This window comes from Aeromicrobium sp., assembly GCF_023146395.1.
Classification (GTDB): Bacteria; Actinomycetota; Actinomycetes; order Propionibacteriales; family Nocardioidaceae; genus Aeromicrobium.
Genome location: NZ_JAGLCD010000007.1, coordinates 69,432 through 84,941, shown reverse-complemented (window position 1 = coordinate 84,941; position 15,510 = coordinate 69,432). Strand labels below are relative to the sequence as shown.

The following is a 15,510-nucleotide window of genomic DNA, read 5'->3' as shown; positions in this document are numbered from 1 at the left end:
TCGGCCGGGTCATGGACCACTCGACGGGGCGCGACCACCCTGTCGCGGCTTCCCCCGAGGACCCACCGGGGGAGTCGGGGGAAGCCGCAGACCGGAGGAGGTCAGGCCCAGCGCTGCGCGGCCGGGACGAAGTCGAGCGTGCGCTGGCCGGTGTAGATCTGCTTCGGGCGGGCGATCTTCTGCTCCGGGTCGTCGACGAGCTCGATCCACTGCGCGAGCCAGCCCGAGGTGCGCGGGATGGCGAACAGCACCGTGAACATCTCCGGCGGGAACTGCAGCGCCTCGTAGATCAGGCCCGAGTAGAAGTCGACGTTCGGGTAGAGCTTGCGCGAGACGAAGTACTCGTCGTTGAGCGCGATCTTCTCCAGCTCCTGCGCGACCTCGAGCAAGGGGTTGACGCCCGTGACCTCGAAGACGTCGTCGACGGCCTTCTTGATGATCGTGGCGCGCGGGTCGAAGTTCTTGTAGACGCGGTGACCGAAGCCCATGAGCTTCTCCTCACCGTTCTTGACCCCCTCGATGAAGGCCGGGACGTTGTCCTTGGTCTTGATGCGCTTCAGCATGCGGAGCACGGCCTCGTTGGCGCCGCCGTGCAGCGGGCCGTAGAGGGCGGCGATGCCGGCGCTGACGGCCGAGTACGGGTCGACCTGGCTGGAGCCCACCGAGCGCACGGCGTTGGTCGAGCAGTTCTGCTCGTGGTCGGCGTGCAGGATGAACAGGACCTCGAGGGCCTTGACCAGGCGCGGGTCGGCGTCGTAGTTGCGCTCGCTCATCTTGAAGAGCATCGAGAGGAAGTTCTCGGTGTACGACAGGTCGTTGTCGGGGTAGACGTACGGCTTGCCCTGGGCGTGACGGAACGACCAGGCGCCGAGCGTCGGCATCTTGGCGATCAGGCGCACGACCTGGGCCATCCGGGTCTCGGGATCCTTGATGTTGCGCGCCTCGGGGTAGAACGTCGACAGCGCGCCCACGCTCGACAGCAGCTGACCCATGGGGTGCGCGTCGTAGCGGAAGCCCTGCATGAAGCTCTTGAGGTTCTCGTGCACGAAGGTGTGGAACGTGATGTCGTGCACCCACTGCTCGTGCTGCTTCTGGTTCGGCAGCTCGCCGTTGACCAGGAGGTAGGCGACCTCGAGGTACGTCGAGTGCTCGGCCAGCTGCTCGATCGGGTAGCCGCGGTACTCGAGGATGCCCTTCTCGCCGTCGATGTAGGTGACGGCGCTGCGGGTCGAGGCGGTGTTGGTGAATCCGGGGTCGTAGACCGCCAGGCCGGGGGAGTCGTCGGTCTTGCCGATCTTGCCGAGGTCGGTCGCGCGGACGGCGCCGTCGGCGATGTCGACCTCGTACTCCTCACCCGTGCGGTTGTCGCGGACGGTCAGGGTGTTCTTCTCGGTCACGATGGGTCTCCTGTGACGTACGTCGTGCGCCGGGGTGTGACGCTTCCGACATCAACTTAGCCCCGCCTGACGAGGCGCGCGTCCCGGGGGTGGCGCCAGGACCGGTCGTTTTGACCCGGGAGACCCCGGGCGGTTAGTCTTGGACGTCGTCGTGCCTGCTGTATCGCCACCGACCCACATGCGGGCGACGGCCATCGATCCTCATCGCGGCTTCCTGCCGCTATTTTCCACCAGCTCCAGAACGAGAAGGTCACGCCGTGCGCACGTTCAGCCCGAAGCCCGCTGACATCACCCGTCAGTGGCACGTCATTGATGCCCAGGACGTCGTCCTGGGCCGCCTGGCCGTCGAGGCTGCCACGCTGCTGCGTGGTAAGCACAAGCCGACCTTCGCCCCGCACGTCGACGGTGGCGACTTCGTCATCATCGTCAACGCCGACAAGGTGGCCCTGTCCGGCGCCAAGCGCACCGACAAGCAGGTCTACCGTCACAGCGGCTTCCCGGGCGGTCTGAAGCAGATCTCCTACGGCGAGCTGCTCGAGCGCGACGCCCGCAAGGCCATCGAGAAGTCGGTCAGCGGCATGCTGCCCAAGAACCGTCTCGGCCGCGCGCAGATCAGCAAGCTCAAGGTCTACTCGGGCCCGAGCCACCCGCACGCCGCCCAGAAGCCCCAGCCGTTCGAGATCACGCAGATCTCCCAGACCCAGACCGCTCAGTGAGCACGAGAGAGCAGACCACCGTGGCTGACAGCACCACCGACACCGAGCTCGAGGTTCCGGCCTCCGGCGTGTACACCTCCGAGTCCAGCGGCATCTCCGCCTCGGCGACCGACCGTCCGGCCCTCGTGGCCCCCGGTGCCGCCACCGGCCGCCGCAAGGAGGCCGTCGCGCGCGTGCGCATCGTGCCCGGCACGGGTGTGTGGACCGTCAACGGCAAGCCGCTCGAGGAGTACCTCCCGAACAAGCTGCACCAGCAGATCGCCAAGGAGGCGCTCACGGCCGTCGGTCTGGCCGACAGCTTCGACGTCGTCGCCCGCGTCACCGGTGGTGGCATGACGGGTCAGGCCGGCGCGCTGCGTCTGGGCGTCGCCCGCTCGCTCAACGGCATCGACGAGGAGGCCAACCGCCCGGTCCTGAAGAAGGCCGGTCTCCTCACGCGCGACTCGCGCATCAAGGAGCGCAAGAAGGCCGGTCTCAAGAAGGCCCGCAAGGCTCCGCAGTACAGCAAGCGCTGATCCGCGCGTGGGTCGGATCTTCGGAACCGACGGGGTTCGGGGGCTCGCCAACCGCGACCTGACGGCCGAGCTGGCCGTCGACCTGGCCGTCGCGGCCGCCCACGTCCTGGGCGAGCGCGGCGCGTTCGCCGACAGCCGGCCCACCGCGGTGGTGGCCCGTGACACGCGGGTCTCGGGTGAGTTCCTCGAGTCCGCGGTCGTCGCTGGCCTGGCCTCGGCCGGTGTCGACGTGCACCGGCTCGGTGTCGTCCCGACGCCGGGCTGCGCGTTCTTGACGCAGCATCTCGACGCCGACATGGGCGTCATGATCTCGGCGAGCCACAACCCCATGCCCGACAACGGCATCAAGTTCCTGGGCCGAGGTGGCCACAAGCTCGACGACGCGATCGAGCGACAGATCGAGGACCGCCTCGAGGAGCCCTGGGACCGCCCGACCGGCGCGGCCGTGGGCCGGGTCGGCGACAGCCGGGCCGGGCTCGGCGAGTACGTCCGCCACCTCGTGCGCACCTCGCCGGCACGCCTCGACGGTCTGCGGGTCGTCCTGGACTGTGCGCACGGTGCCGCGTACGAGGTCGGTCCCGAGGCGTTCGCGGCCCTGGGTGCCGAGGTCGTCGCGATCAACGCCTCCCCGGACGGCACCAACATCAACGAGGCCGCGGGATCGACCCACCCCGAGAGCCTCCAAGCCGCCGTCGTCGCGCACCAGGCCCACGCGGGCTTCGCCTTCGACGGCGACGCCGACCGCTGCCTGGCGGTCGATGCCGACGGCGAGCTGGTCGACGGCGACCAGATCCTGGCGATCCTGGCCCTCGCGGCGCAGGAGGCGGGCAGCCTCACCGGCGACACCGTCGTCGTGACCCAGATGAGCAACCTCGGCTTCGTGCAGGCCATGGAGCGGTCGGGCATCGTGTGCGTCCGCACCGCGGTCGGCGACCGGTACGTGCTCGAGGCGATGCGCGCCGGCAGCTTCGCCCTGGGCGGCGAGCAGTCGGGGCACGTCATCATCGCCGAGCACGCCACCACGGGCGACGGCGTCCTCGCCGCGATCCAGCTGGCCGCCCGGATGCGGGCCACGGGTCGCAGTCTGGCGGACCTGGCCACCGTCATGACGCGCCTTCCGCAGGTGCTCGTCAACGTGCCCGACGTCGACCGCAGCCGCAGCGGCACCGATCCGGTGCTGCAGGGTGCAGTCGCGGCGGCCTCCGGCGCGCTGGCCGGGCGCGGTCGGGTGCTGCTGCGTCCGTCCGGCACCGAGCCCCTGGTCCGAGTCATGGTCGAGGCGCCCACGTCCGACGAGGCCGAGCGGGTCGCGGACGATCTCGCCGCTGTCGTCCGTGCCCAGCTCGCGCTCTGACGCTCGTGGAGGTCGGGGAGCTGCGGCTCGAGATCGGCGGCCTGGACCGTGACGACGTGCGGGCTCTGCTGGCGGAGCACCTCGTGGAGATGCGGGCCACGAGCCCTGCGGAGAGCGTGCACGCCCTGCCGCTCGAGGCTCTTCGTGCCGAGGACATCACCTTCTGGACCGCACGCGCCGGCGACGTCCTGGTCGGCTGCGGTGCCCTGAAGGACCTCGGTGACGGGCACGTCGAGATCAAGTCCATGCGCACGGCAGTCGCGGCGCGTGGCCGTGGGGTGGGTCGGCGCCTGCTCCGGCACCTGCTCGAGGAGGCGCGACGCCGCGGTGGCACGCGGGTCAGCCTCGAGACGGGTACGCAGGACCACTTCGCCGCGGCCCGCCGGCTGTACGAGCGGCACGGCTTCGTGCCGGTGGCCCCGTTCGGCAGCTACGTGCTCGATCCGAGCAGCGCGTTCTACTCGCGCGAGCTCTGAGGTCCTGGCGACGCTGGCACCGGGGACCGGTCCCCATGGTGCCGCGGCTCGATTCGCTCCTAGGTTGGGGGCGTCGTATCCTGCGGCCCACGGGCGGCGCCGTCATCTGGCCTGACCAAGGGTGGCCGGACCCAGGGGCGCTGGGCGCGACAGATCTGGGGCAGGACAGTTCTGGGCAGGACAGTTCTGGGGCACGGCAGTGCGGGACGGGAACAGACCGGGAGGGCCGATCGGGTGACGCAGACAACCGCAGTGACGTGGACGCCGGACATCGTGTCGGCGGGCGTCACGCTGGTCGCGTCCGGCTCGACCCACGAGGGAGCAGTGCGCACCCACAACGAGGACGCCTGGCTCGTCAGTCCACCGGTGTACGTCGTGGCCGACGGCATGGGGGGTCATGCCGCGGGTGACGTCGCCAGCCAGCTCGTGATCGAGGCCTTCGCCGAGCTCGCCGGCCGCGACGACGTCACCGCGCCGGACATCGAGCGCGTGCTGGAGTCGTCACGCACGGCGGTCGCGGCCCTCGCCACCTCACCCGTCACGGCGCCCGGGTCCACGGTCGTCGCGGCGGTCTACGTCGTGGAGCGGGGGCGTGGCTACTGGCTGCTCGTCAACATCGGCGACTCCCGGGCCTACCTGCTGACGCCGGAGCGGCTCGAGCAGGTCAGTCACGACCACTCCCTGGTGCAGGAGATGATCGACGCCGGCGAGATCGACGAGCGACAGGCCCGCGTGCACCCGGACCGGCACGTCATCACCCGCGCGATCGGCGCGGTCGACGACGCGGCCGCCGACTTCACCCTGATGCCCGCTCGCGGAGGCACCCGTCTGCTGCTGTGCTCCGACGGGCTCACCGGCGAGCTCGACGACGCCCGCATCGAGCGCATCCTGCGCGGTGGCGCCGCGGCGGCCGTGACCTCGGCGCGCCTCGTCGCCGCGGCGGTCGAGGCCGGCGGCCGCGACAACGTCACCGCGATCGTGATCGACGTGATCGGCAGCGACGTCCTGTCGCAGGCCGACACGCTCGGTCACTGCAGCGATCCCGAGGTCGACACCGTGCCGCAGGCGAGGAGCCACGCATGAGGGGCCACGCGTGAGCGGCCTGCGACCGAGGAGCGGTCCGTCGTGACCGGCCGCTGGTACCGGTCCGGAGACGCCCTCGCCCTCGTCACGGGCGTGGGCGTCGTCGTGACCGATCCCGGTCAGGAGGCCACGCTCGCCGCGCTGTTCGAGCAGCCGCTCACGGTGCCCGGTCTCGTCGAGGCGCTCACGGCCCGTGGCTGGTCGTCCGTCCCGGACTTCGCCTGCACCCTGGTGGAGGGTGACGAGGTCCGCGTGCTGGTGCGGGGCCGTCACCGGGTCGAGATCGGCGACGAGCTGCTGGAAGGGCACGGGGTCACGACCTGGTCGGAGCGCTCGTGGCCCCGCGCCGAGGTCGACACCGTCGTGCTGCACGCCGGCGACAGCGGTGGAGCGGAGCCGTCGGACGCCGTCCGCCTGCCGATCGACGCCGGTCTCGTCCGGGCCTCGCAGGTGCGATGGGTCCTGCGGAGCCGCCCCGAGGCCGGTGCGGCGGCGCCTGCCGCTCTTTCCACCGCCGCACTTTCCACCGCCGCGGACCCGGTGCCCGCTGCCGACCCAGTGGCTGCCGAGCCACCGGCCCCCGACTCGCCCGCGACGATCATCGAGCCGGACGAGCACGAGTTCGACGCGATGTTCGGCGTCACGGTGCCTGGTCGCCGGCCCGAGGACGCCGCCGTGCGTCCGGTCGAGGCCGATCTCGACGAGGGGCCCGAGGACCCCGCGGAGGAGGACCCCACCACCCCGGAGGCCGTCATGACTCCCGGAAGCGGCGACCACGACGGTCACACCGTCGCGCGCGCGAGCCTGCCCCGCCGGGGTGCGGCCGCCCGGACGGTGTCGCACCGACCGGGCCCCCTCGTGACCCTGACCCTGAGCACGGGGGAGACCTACGACGTGTCCGGCCGGGCCCTCGTCGGTCGCAGCCCCCGCTCGACCGCCGTCACGGGGGCTGCGCTGCCCCAGCTCGTCGTGGTCGACGACCCGTACGTCTCCAGCACCCACTTGGAGATCGCGGTGGCCGCGGCTACCGTGCTGGTGACCGATGTGTCGACCAACGGCACGACGCTGACTCCGCCTGGGGGCACGGAGGGGGTACTGGTGCGGGACGTCCCCACCGATGCGGCTGACGGCTCGGTGCTGCGCCTCTCCGACGACCTCACGATCACGCTCGCCCTCTCCGGCGGTGCGCCGTGACCCGCCTGCGCAGCACGCCACCCCGTCTGACGGGCTTCACCTTCGTCGACCACATCGGCGAGGGCGGATTCGCCGACGTCTTCCTGTACCGCGACGGTCTCAACCGGCAGGTCGCGGTCAAGGTACTGCTGGAGTCGGCGGTCCAGGCGGCCGAGCGCGACGTCTTCCACGCCGAGGCCAACCTCATGGCCCAGCTGTCGGACCACCCGTCGATCGTCTCGATCTTCCAGGCCGGGGTCAGCGTCGACGGACGCCCGTACCTGGTCATGGAGTACTGCCCGGCGCCGAACCTCGCCGCGCGCTACCGGGCCGAACGCTTCTCGGTGCCCGACACCCTGGAGATCGGGGTCCGGCTCTGCAGTGCGGTCGAGACCGCCCACCGCGCCGGCATCCTGCACCGCGACATCAAGCCGCACAACATCCTCACGAGCGCCTACGGGTCGCCCATGCTCACCGACTTCGGCATCGCGGCCACGACGCACGACACCGACACCGGCGCCACGGGGGTGTCGGTGCCCTGGTCGCCGCCGGAGTTCTTCGGCGACGACCCGCCGACCGACGTCCGCAGCGACGTCTGGTCGCTCGGCGCCACGCTGTACACGCTGCTGGCCGGGCGCTCGCCGTTCGAGGTCCCCGGCGCGGCCAACGACAACGCCACCCTCATGACCCGCATCGAGCGGCAGCAGCCGGCCCGCATCAACCGCGGCGACGTGCCGGACTCGCTCATGACGATCCTCACGACCGCCATGAGCAAGGACCTCGAGGCGCGCCAGCCCTCCGCGCTGGCCCTGGCGTCGGCGCTCTACGACGTGCAGCTCGAGCTCGGCGAGCCCCCCACGCGCATCGAGGTGCTCGACGCCTCGGCCACCGACCCGGTCACCCCGAGCGACGACGACCGCACCCGGGTGCGCCCCGTCGCGGTCGTCGAGCCCCAGTCGAAGGACCAGGCCCAGCCCGAGGGCACCCGCCTGCGTCCGGTCGTGATCTCCGACGTCGACGACCGCACCCACGTGCGCCCCCTGCCGTCGGGCCCGCCCGTGCCGGCCGCGTCCAGTGCCCCGACTCCCGCACCCTCAGGTCGGGTCGCGCCGCCGGCCGGCCCGGCGTCACCCGCCCCGGCACCGCGACCTGCGACACCGGCTGCGGGCCATGACGACGCCATCCCGTGGCACGTCGCCTCGGCCCTGGCTCCGGTCGCCGCGCCCCCGGCCGCCACCACGGCCCCGGCCGCGGAGCGCGCTCGCCGCTCGCCGTGGCTCTGGGTCGGGGGGCTCGTGGTGCTCCTCGTCATCGTGGGCCTCGTCGCCGCTGCACTGCTGAGCGGCACCTCGTCGGACCGCGACCAGGCCGACGACCTCGACGACGGACAACGCCAGGACCCCACCGTGGTCGTGGGCGACGCGCCCCAGGCCCCGACCGACCTGGAGGGTCGGATCCAGGAAGGTCTCGCGGTCTTCACCTGGACCAACCCCGATCCGGAGACGGGCGACACGTACGTCTGGATGCGGGCCGGTGCCGGTCAGCTCGAGACCGCCAACGAGGTGGCCGAGCCGACGCTCACGATCCGCGCCGCCGGGACCGGGTCGACGTGCATCGTCGTGCTGGTCAAACGCGCCGACGGGCGGACCTCGCCCGTCGAGGACTCCGGCCCGGTCTGCGCGCGGTGAGGGACCGGGGGAAGATATGAGGATCGTCGGGGGGCGTCGGCTCCGCGGGGCACCGTCCCTCCACGGACAGCGAGCACAGGAACAGGACGCGAGAACATGAGTCACGGGGGCGTGGGCGACGACGCGACGTCGCAGGACCTCGAGGTCGGCGATGACGACCTCGTGCCCGGTGGCGCGCGTCTGACGGTCGAGTTCTGCGGCGAGGAGTACGACGTCGCGGTCGGGGAGTCCTTCACGATCGGCCGCGAGGGCGACCTCGTGGTCGACGAGGACAATCCTTACCTGCACCGCCAGCTCGTCGACCTGCGCCACGAGCGGGGCTTCTGGTGGATCAGCAACGTCGGCACCCGCCTGTCGCTGACCGTCACGGGCGAGGCCGGCACGCTGCAGTCGGTCGTCGGCCCGGGTTCGCAGGTTCCGGTCGTTCTGCCGGACCTGGCCGTGCTGTTCACCGCGGGTGAGACGACCTACGAGGTCACGGTGCACAGCGCCGCGCCGACGTTCGTCGTGAGCCCGCACCAGGATCTCGAGCAGCCGTCGGGCGATCACACCCTCGGGGCCGTGGAGCTCACCCCGACCCAGTTTCGCCTGATCCTGGCCCTGGCCGAGGGCTCCCTGCGCCGCGCCGGGACCGGCATCAGCGAGCTGCCCAGCAACGCCAAGGCGGCCGAGCGGCTCGGCTGGCCCATCACGACCTTCAACCGCAAGCTCGACAACGTCTGCGACAAGTTCTCCGCGGCCGGGGTCAAGGGGCTGCGCGGCGGAGCCGGCCGGCTCGCCACCAACCGGCGCGCCCGCCTCGTGGAGTACGCCGTGGCAGCCCGGATCGTGCGTCCCGAGCACCTGGAGATCCTCGACGAGCCCCAGGAGCGCACGTGAGGCGCTCGGCCGGGGGCCGGCGCGTCGCGGCCCCGGCGGCCACGGCGGCCCGAGGGCTCGCGAAGCCGCGGGCCCGCCGCTGGCGCACGATCGCCTCGGGTGCCTCGCTGGCCCTGGTCTCGTCGCTCCTGGTGGTCCTGGCCTTCCGGGCCGACGGCACTCCCGTCACCGATGTCGAGCTGCACGACGGCAGCGTCTGGGTCTCGAACTCCCAGCGGCTCCTGATCGGCCGGCTCAACCCGCAGATCAAGCAGCTCGACCTGGGCGTCTCGACCGACTCGGCCGACGTGGACATCTTCCAGAACGGTCCCACGGTCTTCATCGACAACCAGTCCGGCACCCGCACGCTGCGACAGGTCGACGTCGCCAGCGCCGTGGCCTCGGAGCCGGTCGAGCTCCCGGAGACCGTCGACGCCGCCTTCGGCGGCCACACGATCGGTCTGCTCGACACCCAGACCGGCCAGCTGTGGGTCCGGTCGAGCCAGAACGTGGCGTCGTTCTCGGCCAAGGCCGAGCCGGAGATCGCCAAGGTCGCGCGCGACGGCGCGGTCGCGGTCAGCCCGAACGGGGTGGCCTACGTCCTGGACCGCAGCTCCGGCACCGTCACGAGCTTCGCGCTCGCCGAGGACGGCACCCCCGAGCAGGAGGGAACCTGGGAGCTCGGCGACTCGATCGGCGAGGACGCCCAGCTCACGGTGGTCGGCTCGGACCCCGTCGCCTACGACGCCGCCCAGGCCCGGCTGTTCCGCGCGGGCGCCGAGCCGGTGCGGATCGAGACCGAGAAGCCCGGCGCGGTGAAGCTCCAGGTGCCCAGCGCCGCAGGTGGCACGCTCTACATCGGCACCGAGGAGGGGCTGCTGAGCACCTCGCCGACCGGTGGCGACCTCGAACAGCTCAAGCAGCCGCCCGTCGCGGGCGACCCCGCGGCCCCGGTCGTGCTCGACGGCTGTGTGCACGCGGCGTGGGCCGACGCCCGCACGACCGACGACGGCGCGGCCGAGTCCTACACCCGCCTGTGCGAGGGGGAGCGGCCCTTCCACAAGGCGATTCCTGGCCTCACGGCGTCGGCGAACCTGGTGTTCCGGGTCAACCGGGACGTCGTGGTGCTGAACGACACGGTCTCCGGCGACTCCTGGATGGTGCAGAAGGACTCGCTCGACCGCGTCAACAACTGGGACGACGTCGACCCCAACACCCAGCGCCAGGAGCTCGAGAAGCAGGAGGTCGAGGACCCCGACGAGCAGCCCGAGAACCGCCCGCCCGTCGCGAACCCCGACAACCTCGGCGCACGCCCCGGTCAGGCCACGATCCTGCCGGTCGTGCTCAACGACACCGATCCGGACCGTGACCTCATCACGATCACCAAGGTCACCCACGTGAGCGGCCCCGAGCCCGTGAGCGGCTACGCCGTCGTGGGCAACGACACCCAGGTCCAGGCCTCGTTCGCCCCCGACGCCGCCGGTGACGCGGTGTTCCGGTACGACATCGCCGACGGGCGCGGCGGCACGGCCTCGACCGAGGCCACGATCGCGATGCGCGGCGCGGCCGAGAACCTCGTGCCGGTCAAGCTCCCCGACCGCGACACCTCGCTGACGGTGGCACAGGGGCAGCGCAACTCCGTCTTCGTCCTGGCCGACTGGCTCGACCCCGACGGCGACGACCTCACGATCTCGGCAGCCACCGCCACGGGGGAGGGTCAGGTCGAGTTCCGTCCCGACGGCACGGTGGAGTTCGTCGACACGCTCGGTCAGATCGGGCAGAACGGCATCGAGATCACGGTCTCGGACGGTCGTGGGGGCGATGTCACGGCGGTCGTGCCGGTCAACGTCGTGGCCGCGACGTCGGCCGTCCCGGAGCCGATTGCCGACCGCGCGGTGGGCATCGCCGGCACCAAGACCCTGGTCGAGCCGCTGCTCAACGACGGCAGCCCGACGGGGGTGCCGCTGACCCTGACCGACGTCGGTCGTCCCGAGGGCGTCGAGGTCGTCGTCGACGCGATCGCGGGGACCTTCACGGCCACGACCCAGCGACCCGGCACCTACTACCTGCCGTACACCGCCGCGAACGTCGACAAGTCCGCCTCGTCGGTCGTGCGCCTCGACGTCAAGGCCCCGTCCGACGCCAACGCGGCCCCGGTCGCGGTCAAGGACCAAGGGGTCCTGCCGGCGGGTGGCTCGGTGCTCGTCGACGTCCTCGCCAACGACTACGACCCCGACGAGGACGTCCTGGTGGTCCAGGGCGTCGAGGTCGGCGACGGGGTGCCGCTCAAGGCGGTGCTGCTCGAGAACAGGATGCTGCGCGTCGAGGCCACGGGCGAGCTGACCGAACCGGCCCAGATCGACTACGTCCTGTCCGACGGCGAGGAGACCGCGACCGGCGCCGTCGTCATCAGTCCCGGCCCCCGCGGCGAGAACCGTCCCCCGGTCGTCAACGCCGACTACCAGACCATGCGTGCCGGTGCCGTGGCCACCGTGTCGGTGCTCGAGAACGACTCCGACCCCGACGGTGACGACCTCGACCTCGTGCAGGACGACCTCGTGGTCGACGAGGCCACGACCGAGGCGGGGCTGCTGGTGTTCGTGTCGGGCCAGGACCTCAAGGTCCGGGCCCCCGAGGAGCCGGGCCAGTACTCGTTCACGTACGGCGTGCGCGACGCCGCCGGGGTGCGGGTGGCCTCGACGGTCTGGCTCACGGTCAAGCCCGACACCCCTGAGGGCAACAGCGCGCCTCGACCCAACCCCATCGTCGACCGCGCGATCGTCGGCAGCACCGTGCGGATCCCGCTCAACGTGCAGGGCGCCGATCCCGACGGCGACGCGGTGGGCTTCAAGAGCGTCGTCCAGGCCCCGCAGAAGGGACGCATCGTCGCGACGGGTGCCGACTGGGTCGAGTACGAGCCCTTCGAGAGCGAGTCAGGCACCGACGTCTTCAGCGTCACGGTCGCCGACAAGTACGGCGGGTCGGCCCCCGCGGAGGTGCGCGTCGGCGTGATCCCGCAGGCTCCGGTCAACCAGGCGCCGGTCGCCCTCAACGACGAGCTCCTGGTCAAGCCGGGCAAGAAGATCCAGTACGACCCGCGCCTCAACGACGCCGATCCCGACGGCGACCCGATCGACCTCCTGGCCGAGCTCACAGTGCCGTCCGGCTCCGACGCCCGGGTCTCGGGCACGTTCATCGAGGTCACCGCCCCCCAGCCCGACGGCGACCAGACGGCCACGAGCTCGATCGGCTACACGATCACCGACGGGCTCGGCGGCAACGGCACCGCGTTCTTCGTCCTCAGCGCCAGCGAGGACGCCCCGTTCCACGCTCCCATCGTGCGCGACGACTCGGCCGACCTCGCCGAGGTCACGGGCAAGAAGGCCGGTGACACGGCGCTCGTCGACGTCCTGGAGAACGACGGAGACCTGGACGGCCGGCTCGAGGACCTGGAGATCGAGGCGATCGACGCCGACGTGAGCCGGGTCAAGGGTCGCCAGCTCGAGGTCACGCTCGCCGCCGAGGACCAGGTCGTCGCCTACAAGGTCACCGACGCCGACGACCAGGTCGCCTACGGCTTCGTGTTCGTGTCCGGCACCGACAGCGCCCCGCCGACGGTCGACCCGACGGCGGTGCCGCTCGAGACGCCGGTCAACACCCCGATCGAGATCGAGCTCGCCGACGTCATCCTCGTCCGGGACGGACGCACGCCCGTGCTCACGACGCAGGACGTCATCACGGCGCAGCGCTCCGACGGCTCGCCCCTGGTGCGCGACGGCCAGGACGACCGCGTGGTCTTCACGCCGCAGGCCGACTACGTCGGCCCCGCCTCGGTCACGGTCGAGGTCACCGACGGCGACGGCCTGAACGATCCCGACGGCAAGCGAGCCCTCCTGACGATCCCGATCGACGTCACGCCCGACGGCAACGTGCCCCCCACGATGCGCACGGTGCGGATGGTCGTCTCCGACGACGGCGAGCCCTCGCGGCTCGACCTGGTGAACGCGGCGACGGACCTCAACGACGACGACCTCAGCTTCGAGGTCACCGGGGTCGAGGGGCCGGTCGACGCCGACATGGACGGCAGCACGGTCATCGAGGTCTCGGCCCAGGACGGCGCCGCGACGGGCGACACCGCCACGGTCGACGTCGTGGTCGACGACGGCACGGTGCAGGTGCCGGGCCAGGTGCTCGTGACGGTCTCGAGCTCCACCCGGCCGCCCATCGTCGTCGCACCGATCCGCGTCGACGCCACGGCGGGCGATCCCGTGACGATCGACGTCGCCGACTTCGCGACCAACCCCTACGCCGACGACGACGAACCGCTCCGGGTCTCGCAGGTGCAGGTCGAGTCCGGTGAGGGCACGATCTCCGGCGAGCGGGGCACCGAGTTCACGGTGACCCCGAGGGCCGACACGTTCGGCGTCGTGTCGGTCAAGTTCACGGTCTCGGACGCCTCGGGCGACTCCTTGCGCGACGTCGTCGGGCGGGCGACCGTCACGGTCGCCGGCCGTCCCGAGGCGCCCGGTCGCCCCCAGGTGACCACGACCGAGGCCCGTTCGGTCGTGCTGACCTGGTCGGCGCCCAACGACCGGGGCGCCCCCATCACGACCTACCGGGTCACCGGATCGGGCGGAGTCAGCCAGGAGTGCGCGTCGACCACGTGCACGATCGGGGGCCTCAACCCCGGTGACGCGTACACGTTCACGGTGGTGGCGGTGAACCGGGTCGGCGACAGTGATCCGAGTGCCGCGTCCGCGCCGGTCACGCCCGACAAGATGCCCGACGTCATGGCTCCGCCGCAGATCGCGATCGAGCCGACCGCGATGGACGGCCAGCTCCGGCTCTCCTGGACGCCGCCGGGCAACGAGGGCTCGGCCGTGACGTCGTACGAGATCAAGATGGTCGGGTCGGGGCAGTCGCAGTCGGTCCCCGGTGGCTCGACCTCGTACACGTGGGCCGGGCTCACGAACGGCACGACCTACCAGTTCCAGATCCGCGCGATCAACAAGACGCCGACGCAGCAGCAGTTCTCACCGTCGTCGGCCGCCGTGGCCCCGTTCGGCAAGCCGGCCGTCATGCGGGCACCCGTGGCCGAGGCGCTGAGCAACGGCGCCGACGGCGGCAAGACGATCCGGGCCCTGTGGGAGCCGTCGGACGACAACGGTGACCCCATCGCGGGCTACCGGCTCGTGACGTACGCGAACGGGTCGGTCCTGCGCACCGAGGAGCTGCCGGCGGGCACGACGTCGCGCACCTACAACGGCGTCGAGAACGGCATCGACTACTCCTTCGCGATCGAGGCGCGCAACCGCGCCGGCTGGAGCCCGAGCCCAAGTCCGCAGTCCAACGCGGTCAAGCCCTTCGGGCCGGCGAGCGAGCCGCGGATCACCGGTGCCACCGAGGGCGACGGCCGGTTCGACCTGCAGATCGTGACCCCGGCCGACAACGGCGGCTACCCCGTGCGCGCCTACCGGGTCTCCGGCGCGGGCGGCACCAAGACCGTCAACGCGCCGACCCAGGCCGAGGGTGCCGCGACGACGCTGACGGTGACCGGCGTGGCCAACAGCGAGAGCGGCTACAACGTCTCCATCGTGCCGCTCAGCGGCGACAACGGATCGCTGCCGGGTGCGCAGTCCAACACCTGGAACAACATCCGCCCCAACGGTCCGCCCAACGCGCCGACCAACGTCCAGGCCAGTCGCGACGGACGTACCGCGATCAACTACTCCTGGTCGCGGCCGGCCACCAACGGCCGGCCCATCTCCGGCTTCGAGTACCGCATCGACGGCGGCACCTGGCGGTCGACGAACGGCACGAGCTTCCGTGGCACGGGCTACGAGCCCGGTTCGCGGCACACGATCGACGTCCGCACGGTCGACTCCGAGGGTCGCAAGTCCGACCCCCGGTCGGCGGCAGCCACGACCGAGGACTTCAACCCGACGGTCACCACCGGGTACACCGGCGGCACCCGGTTCGGCTTCCCCGAGGTCCGGATCAACGGTGACGACCTGCCGAACGGCAACTACACGATGTCGCTGCGCAAGGACGTCGACGGAACCCTGCTCGACGGGACCGAGCAGCGCACGGTCACGGCCTCGAACAACCAGGTTCGCGAGTTCGGATCGGCCTGCGCCCCGGGCGGCGGGAGCAACCGCTACTACGCCCAGCTGGTCAACAACTCGACCGGCCAGGTCTACCAGTCTAATCGCGTCACCTTCCAGCGCTGCCCTGGAACCTAAGGAGCTCA

Annotated in this window: 10 protein-coding genes; 9 read left to right on the top strand and 1 reads right to left on the bottom strand. The window is 71.6% G+C overall.

What is annotated here, in order from left to right; all coding sequences use genetic code 11:
* Nucleotides 1-101: 101 nt before the first annotated feature.
* Nucleotides 102-1,397, bottom strand: coding sequence for a citrate synthase (locus KAG51_RS06340; RefSeq protein WP_290581790.1), 1,296 nt, complete (start codon nt 1,395-1,397; stop codon nt 102-104).
* 257 nt (nt 1,398-1,654) lie between these two features.
* On the opposite strand from KAG51_RS06340, the gene rplM reads away from it, so the two are divergent.
* The 9 genes from rplM to KAG51_RS06295 all read left to right on the top strand — a co-directional run bounded on the left by rplM (nt 1,655) and on the right by KAG51_RS06295 (nt 15,502).
* Entirely contained in the window at nt 1,655-2,113 is a 459-nt protein-coding gene (gene rplM / locus KAG51_RS06335; protein WP_290581788.1) for a 50S ribosomal protein L13, read from the top strand.
* Between the two features lie 68 nt (nt 2,114-2,181).
* Nucleotides 2,182-2,628, top strand: coding sequence for a 30S ribosomal protein S9 (rpsI, locus tag KAG51_RS06330; RefSeq protein WP_290581904.1), 447 nt, complete (start codon nt 2,182-2,184; stop codon nt 2,626-2,628).
* 7 nt (nt 2,629-2,635) lie between these two features.
* Nucleotides 2,636-3,982 (top strand): phosphoglucosamine mutase, encoded by a 1,347-nt coding sequence (glmM, locus tag KAG51_RS06325; RefSeq protein WP_290581786.1) that lies wholly within the window; start codon nt 2,636-2,638, stop codon nt 3,980-3,982.
* Nucleotides 3,983-3,987: 5 nt separating this feature from the next.
* A complete protein-coding gene (locus KAG51_RS06320; protein ID WP_290581784.1) occupies nt 3,988-4,458 on the top strand; it encodes a GNAT family N-acetyltransferase in 471 nt (156 codons plus the stop codon).
* Between the two features lie 252 nt (nt 4,459-4,710).
* On the top strand, nt 4,711-5,541 hold the full coding sequence (locus KAG51_RS06315) for a protein phosphatase 2C domain-containing protein (protein ID WP_290581782.1): 831 nt from the start codon (nt 4,711-4,713) through the stop codon (nt 5,539-5,541).
* Nucleotides 5,542-5,583: 42 nt separating this feature from the next.
* A complete protein-coding gene (locus KAG51_RS06310) occupies nt 5,584-6,735 on the top strand; it encodes an FHA domain-containing protein (RefSeq protein ID WP_290581780.1) in 1,152 nt (383 codons plus the stop codon).
* Complete coding sequence (locus tag KAG51_RS06305) at nt 6,732-8,402, top strand: serine/threonine-protein kinase (RefSeq protein ID WP_290581778.1); 1,671 nt, start codon at nt 6,732-6,734, stop codon at nt 8,400-8,402. Before KAG51_RS06310 ends, KAG51_RS06305 begins: the two co-directional genes overlap by 4 nt.
* A gap of 96 nt (nt 8,403-8,498) precedes the next feature.
* A complete protein-coding gene (locus tag KAG51_RS06300) occupies nt 8,499-9,281 on the top strand; it encodes a MarR family winged helix-turn-helix transcriptional regulator (protein WP_290581776.1) in 783 nt (260 codons plus the stop codon).
* The gene (locus KAG51_RS06295) at nt 9,278-15,502 is read left to right on the top strand and encodes an Ig-like domain-containing protein (protein ID WP_290581773.1); all 6,225 of its coding nucleotides are present in this window, start codon (nt 9,278-9,280) and stop codon (nt 15,500-15,502) included. The genes KAG51_RS06300 and KAG51_RS06295 overlap by 4 nt, the downstream gene beginning before the upstream one ends.
* Nucleotides 15,503-15,510: the final 8 nt, after the last annotated feature.

Excerpts from the sequence above, each read along its gene's own strand:
- KAG51_RS06300 (WP_290581776.1), top strand. The coding sequence starts at position 8,499 with ATGAGTCACGGGGGCGTGGGCGACGACGCGACGTCGCAGGACCTCGAG.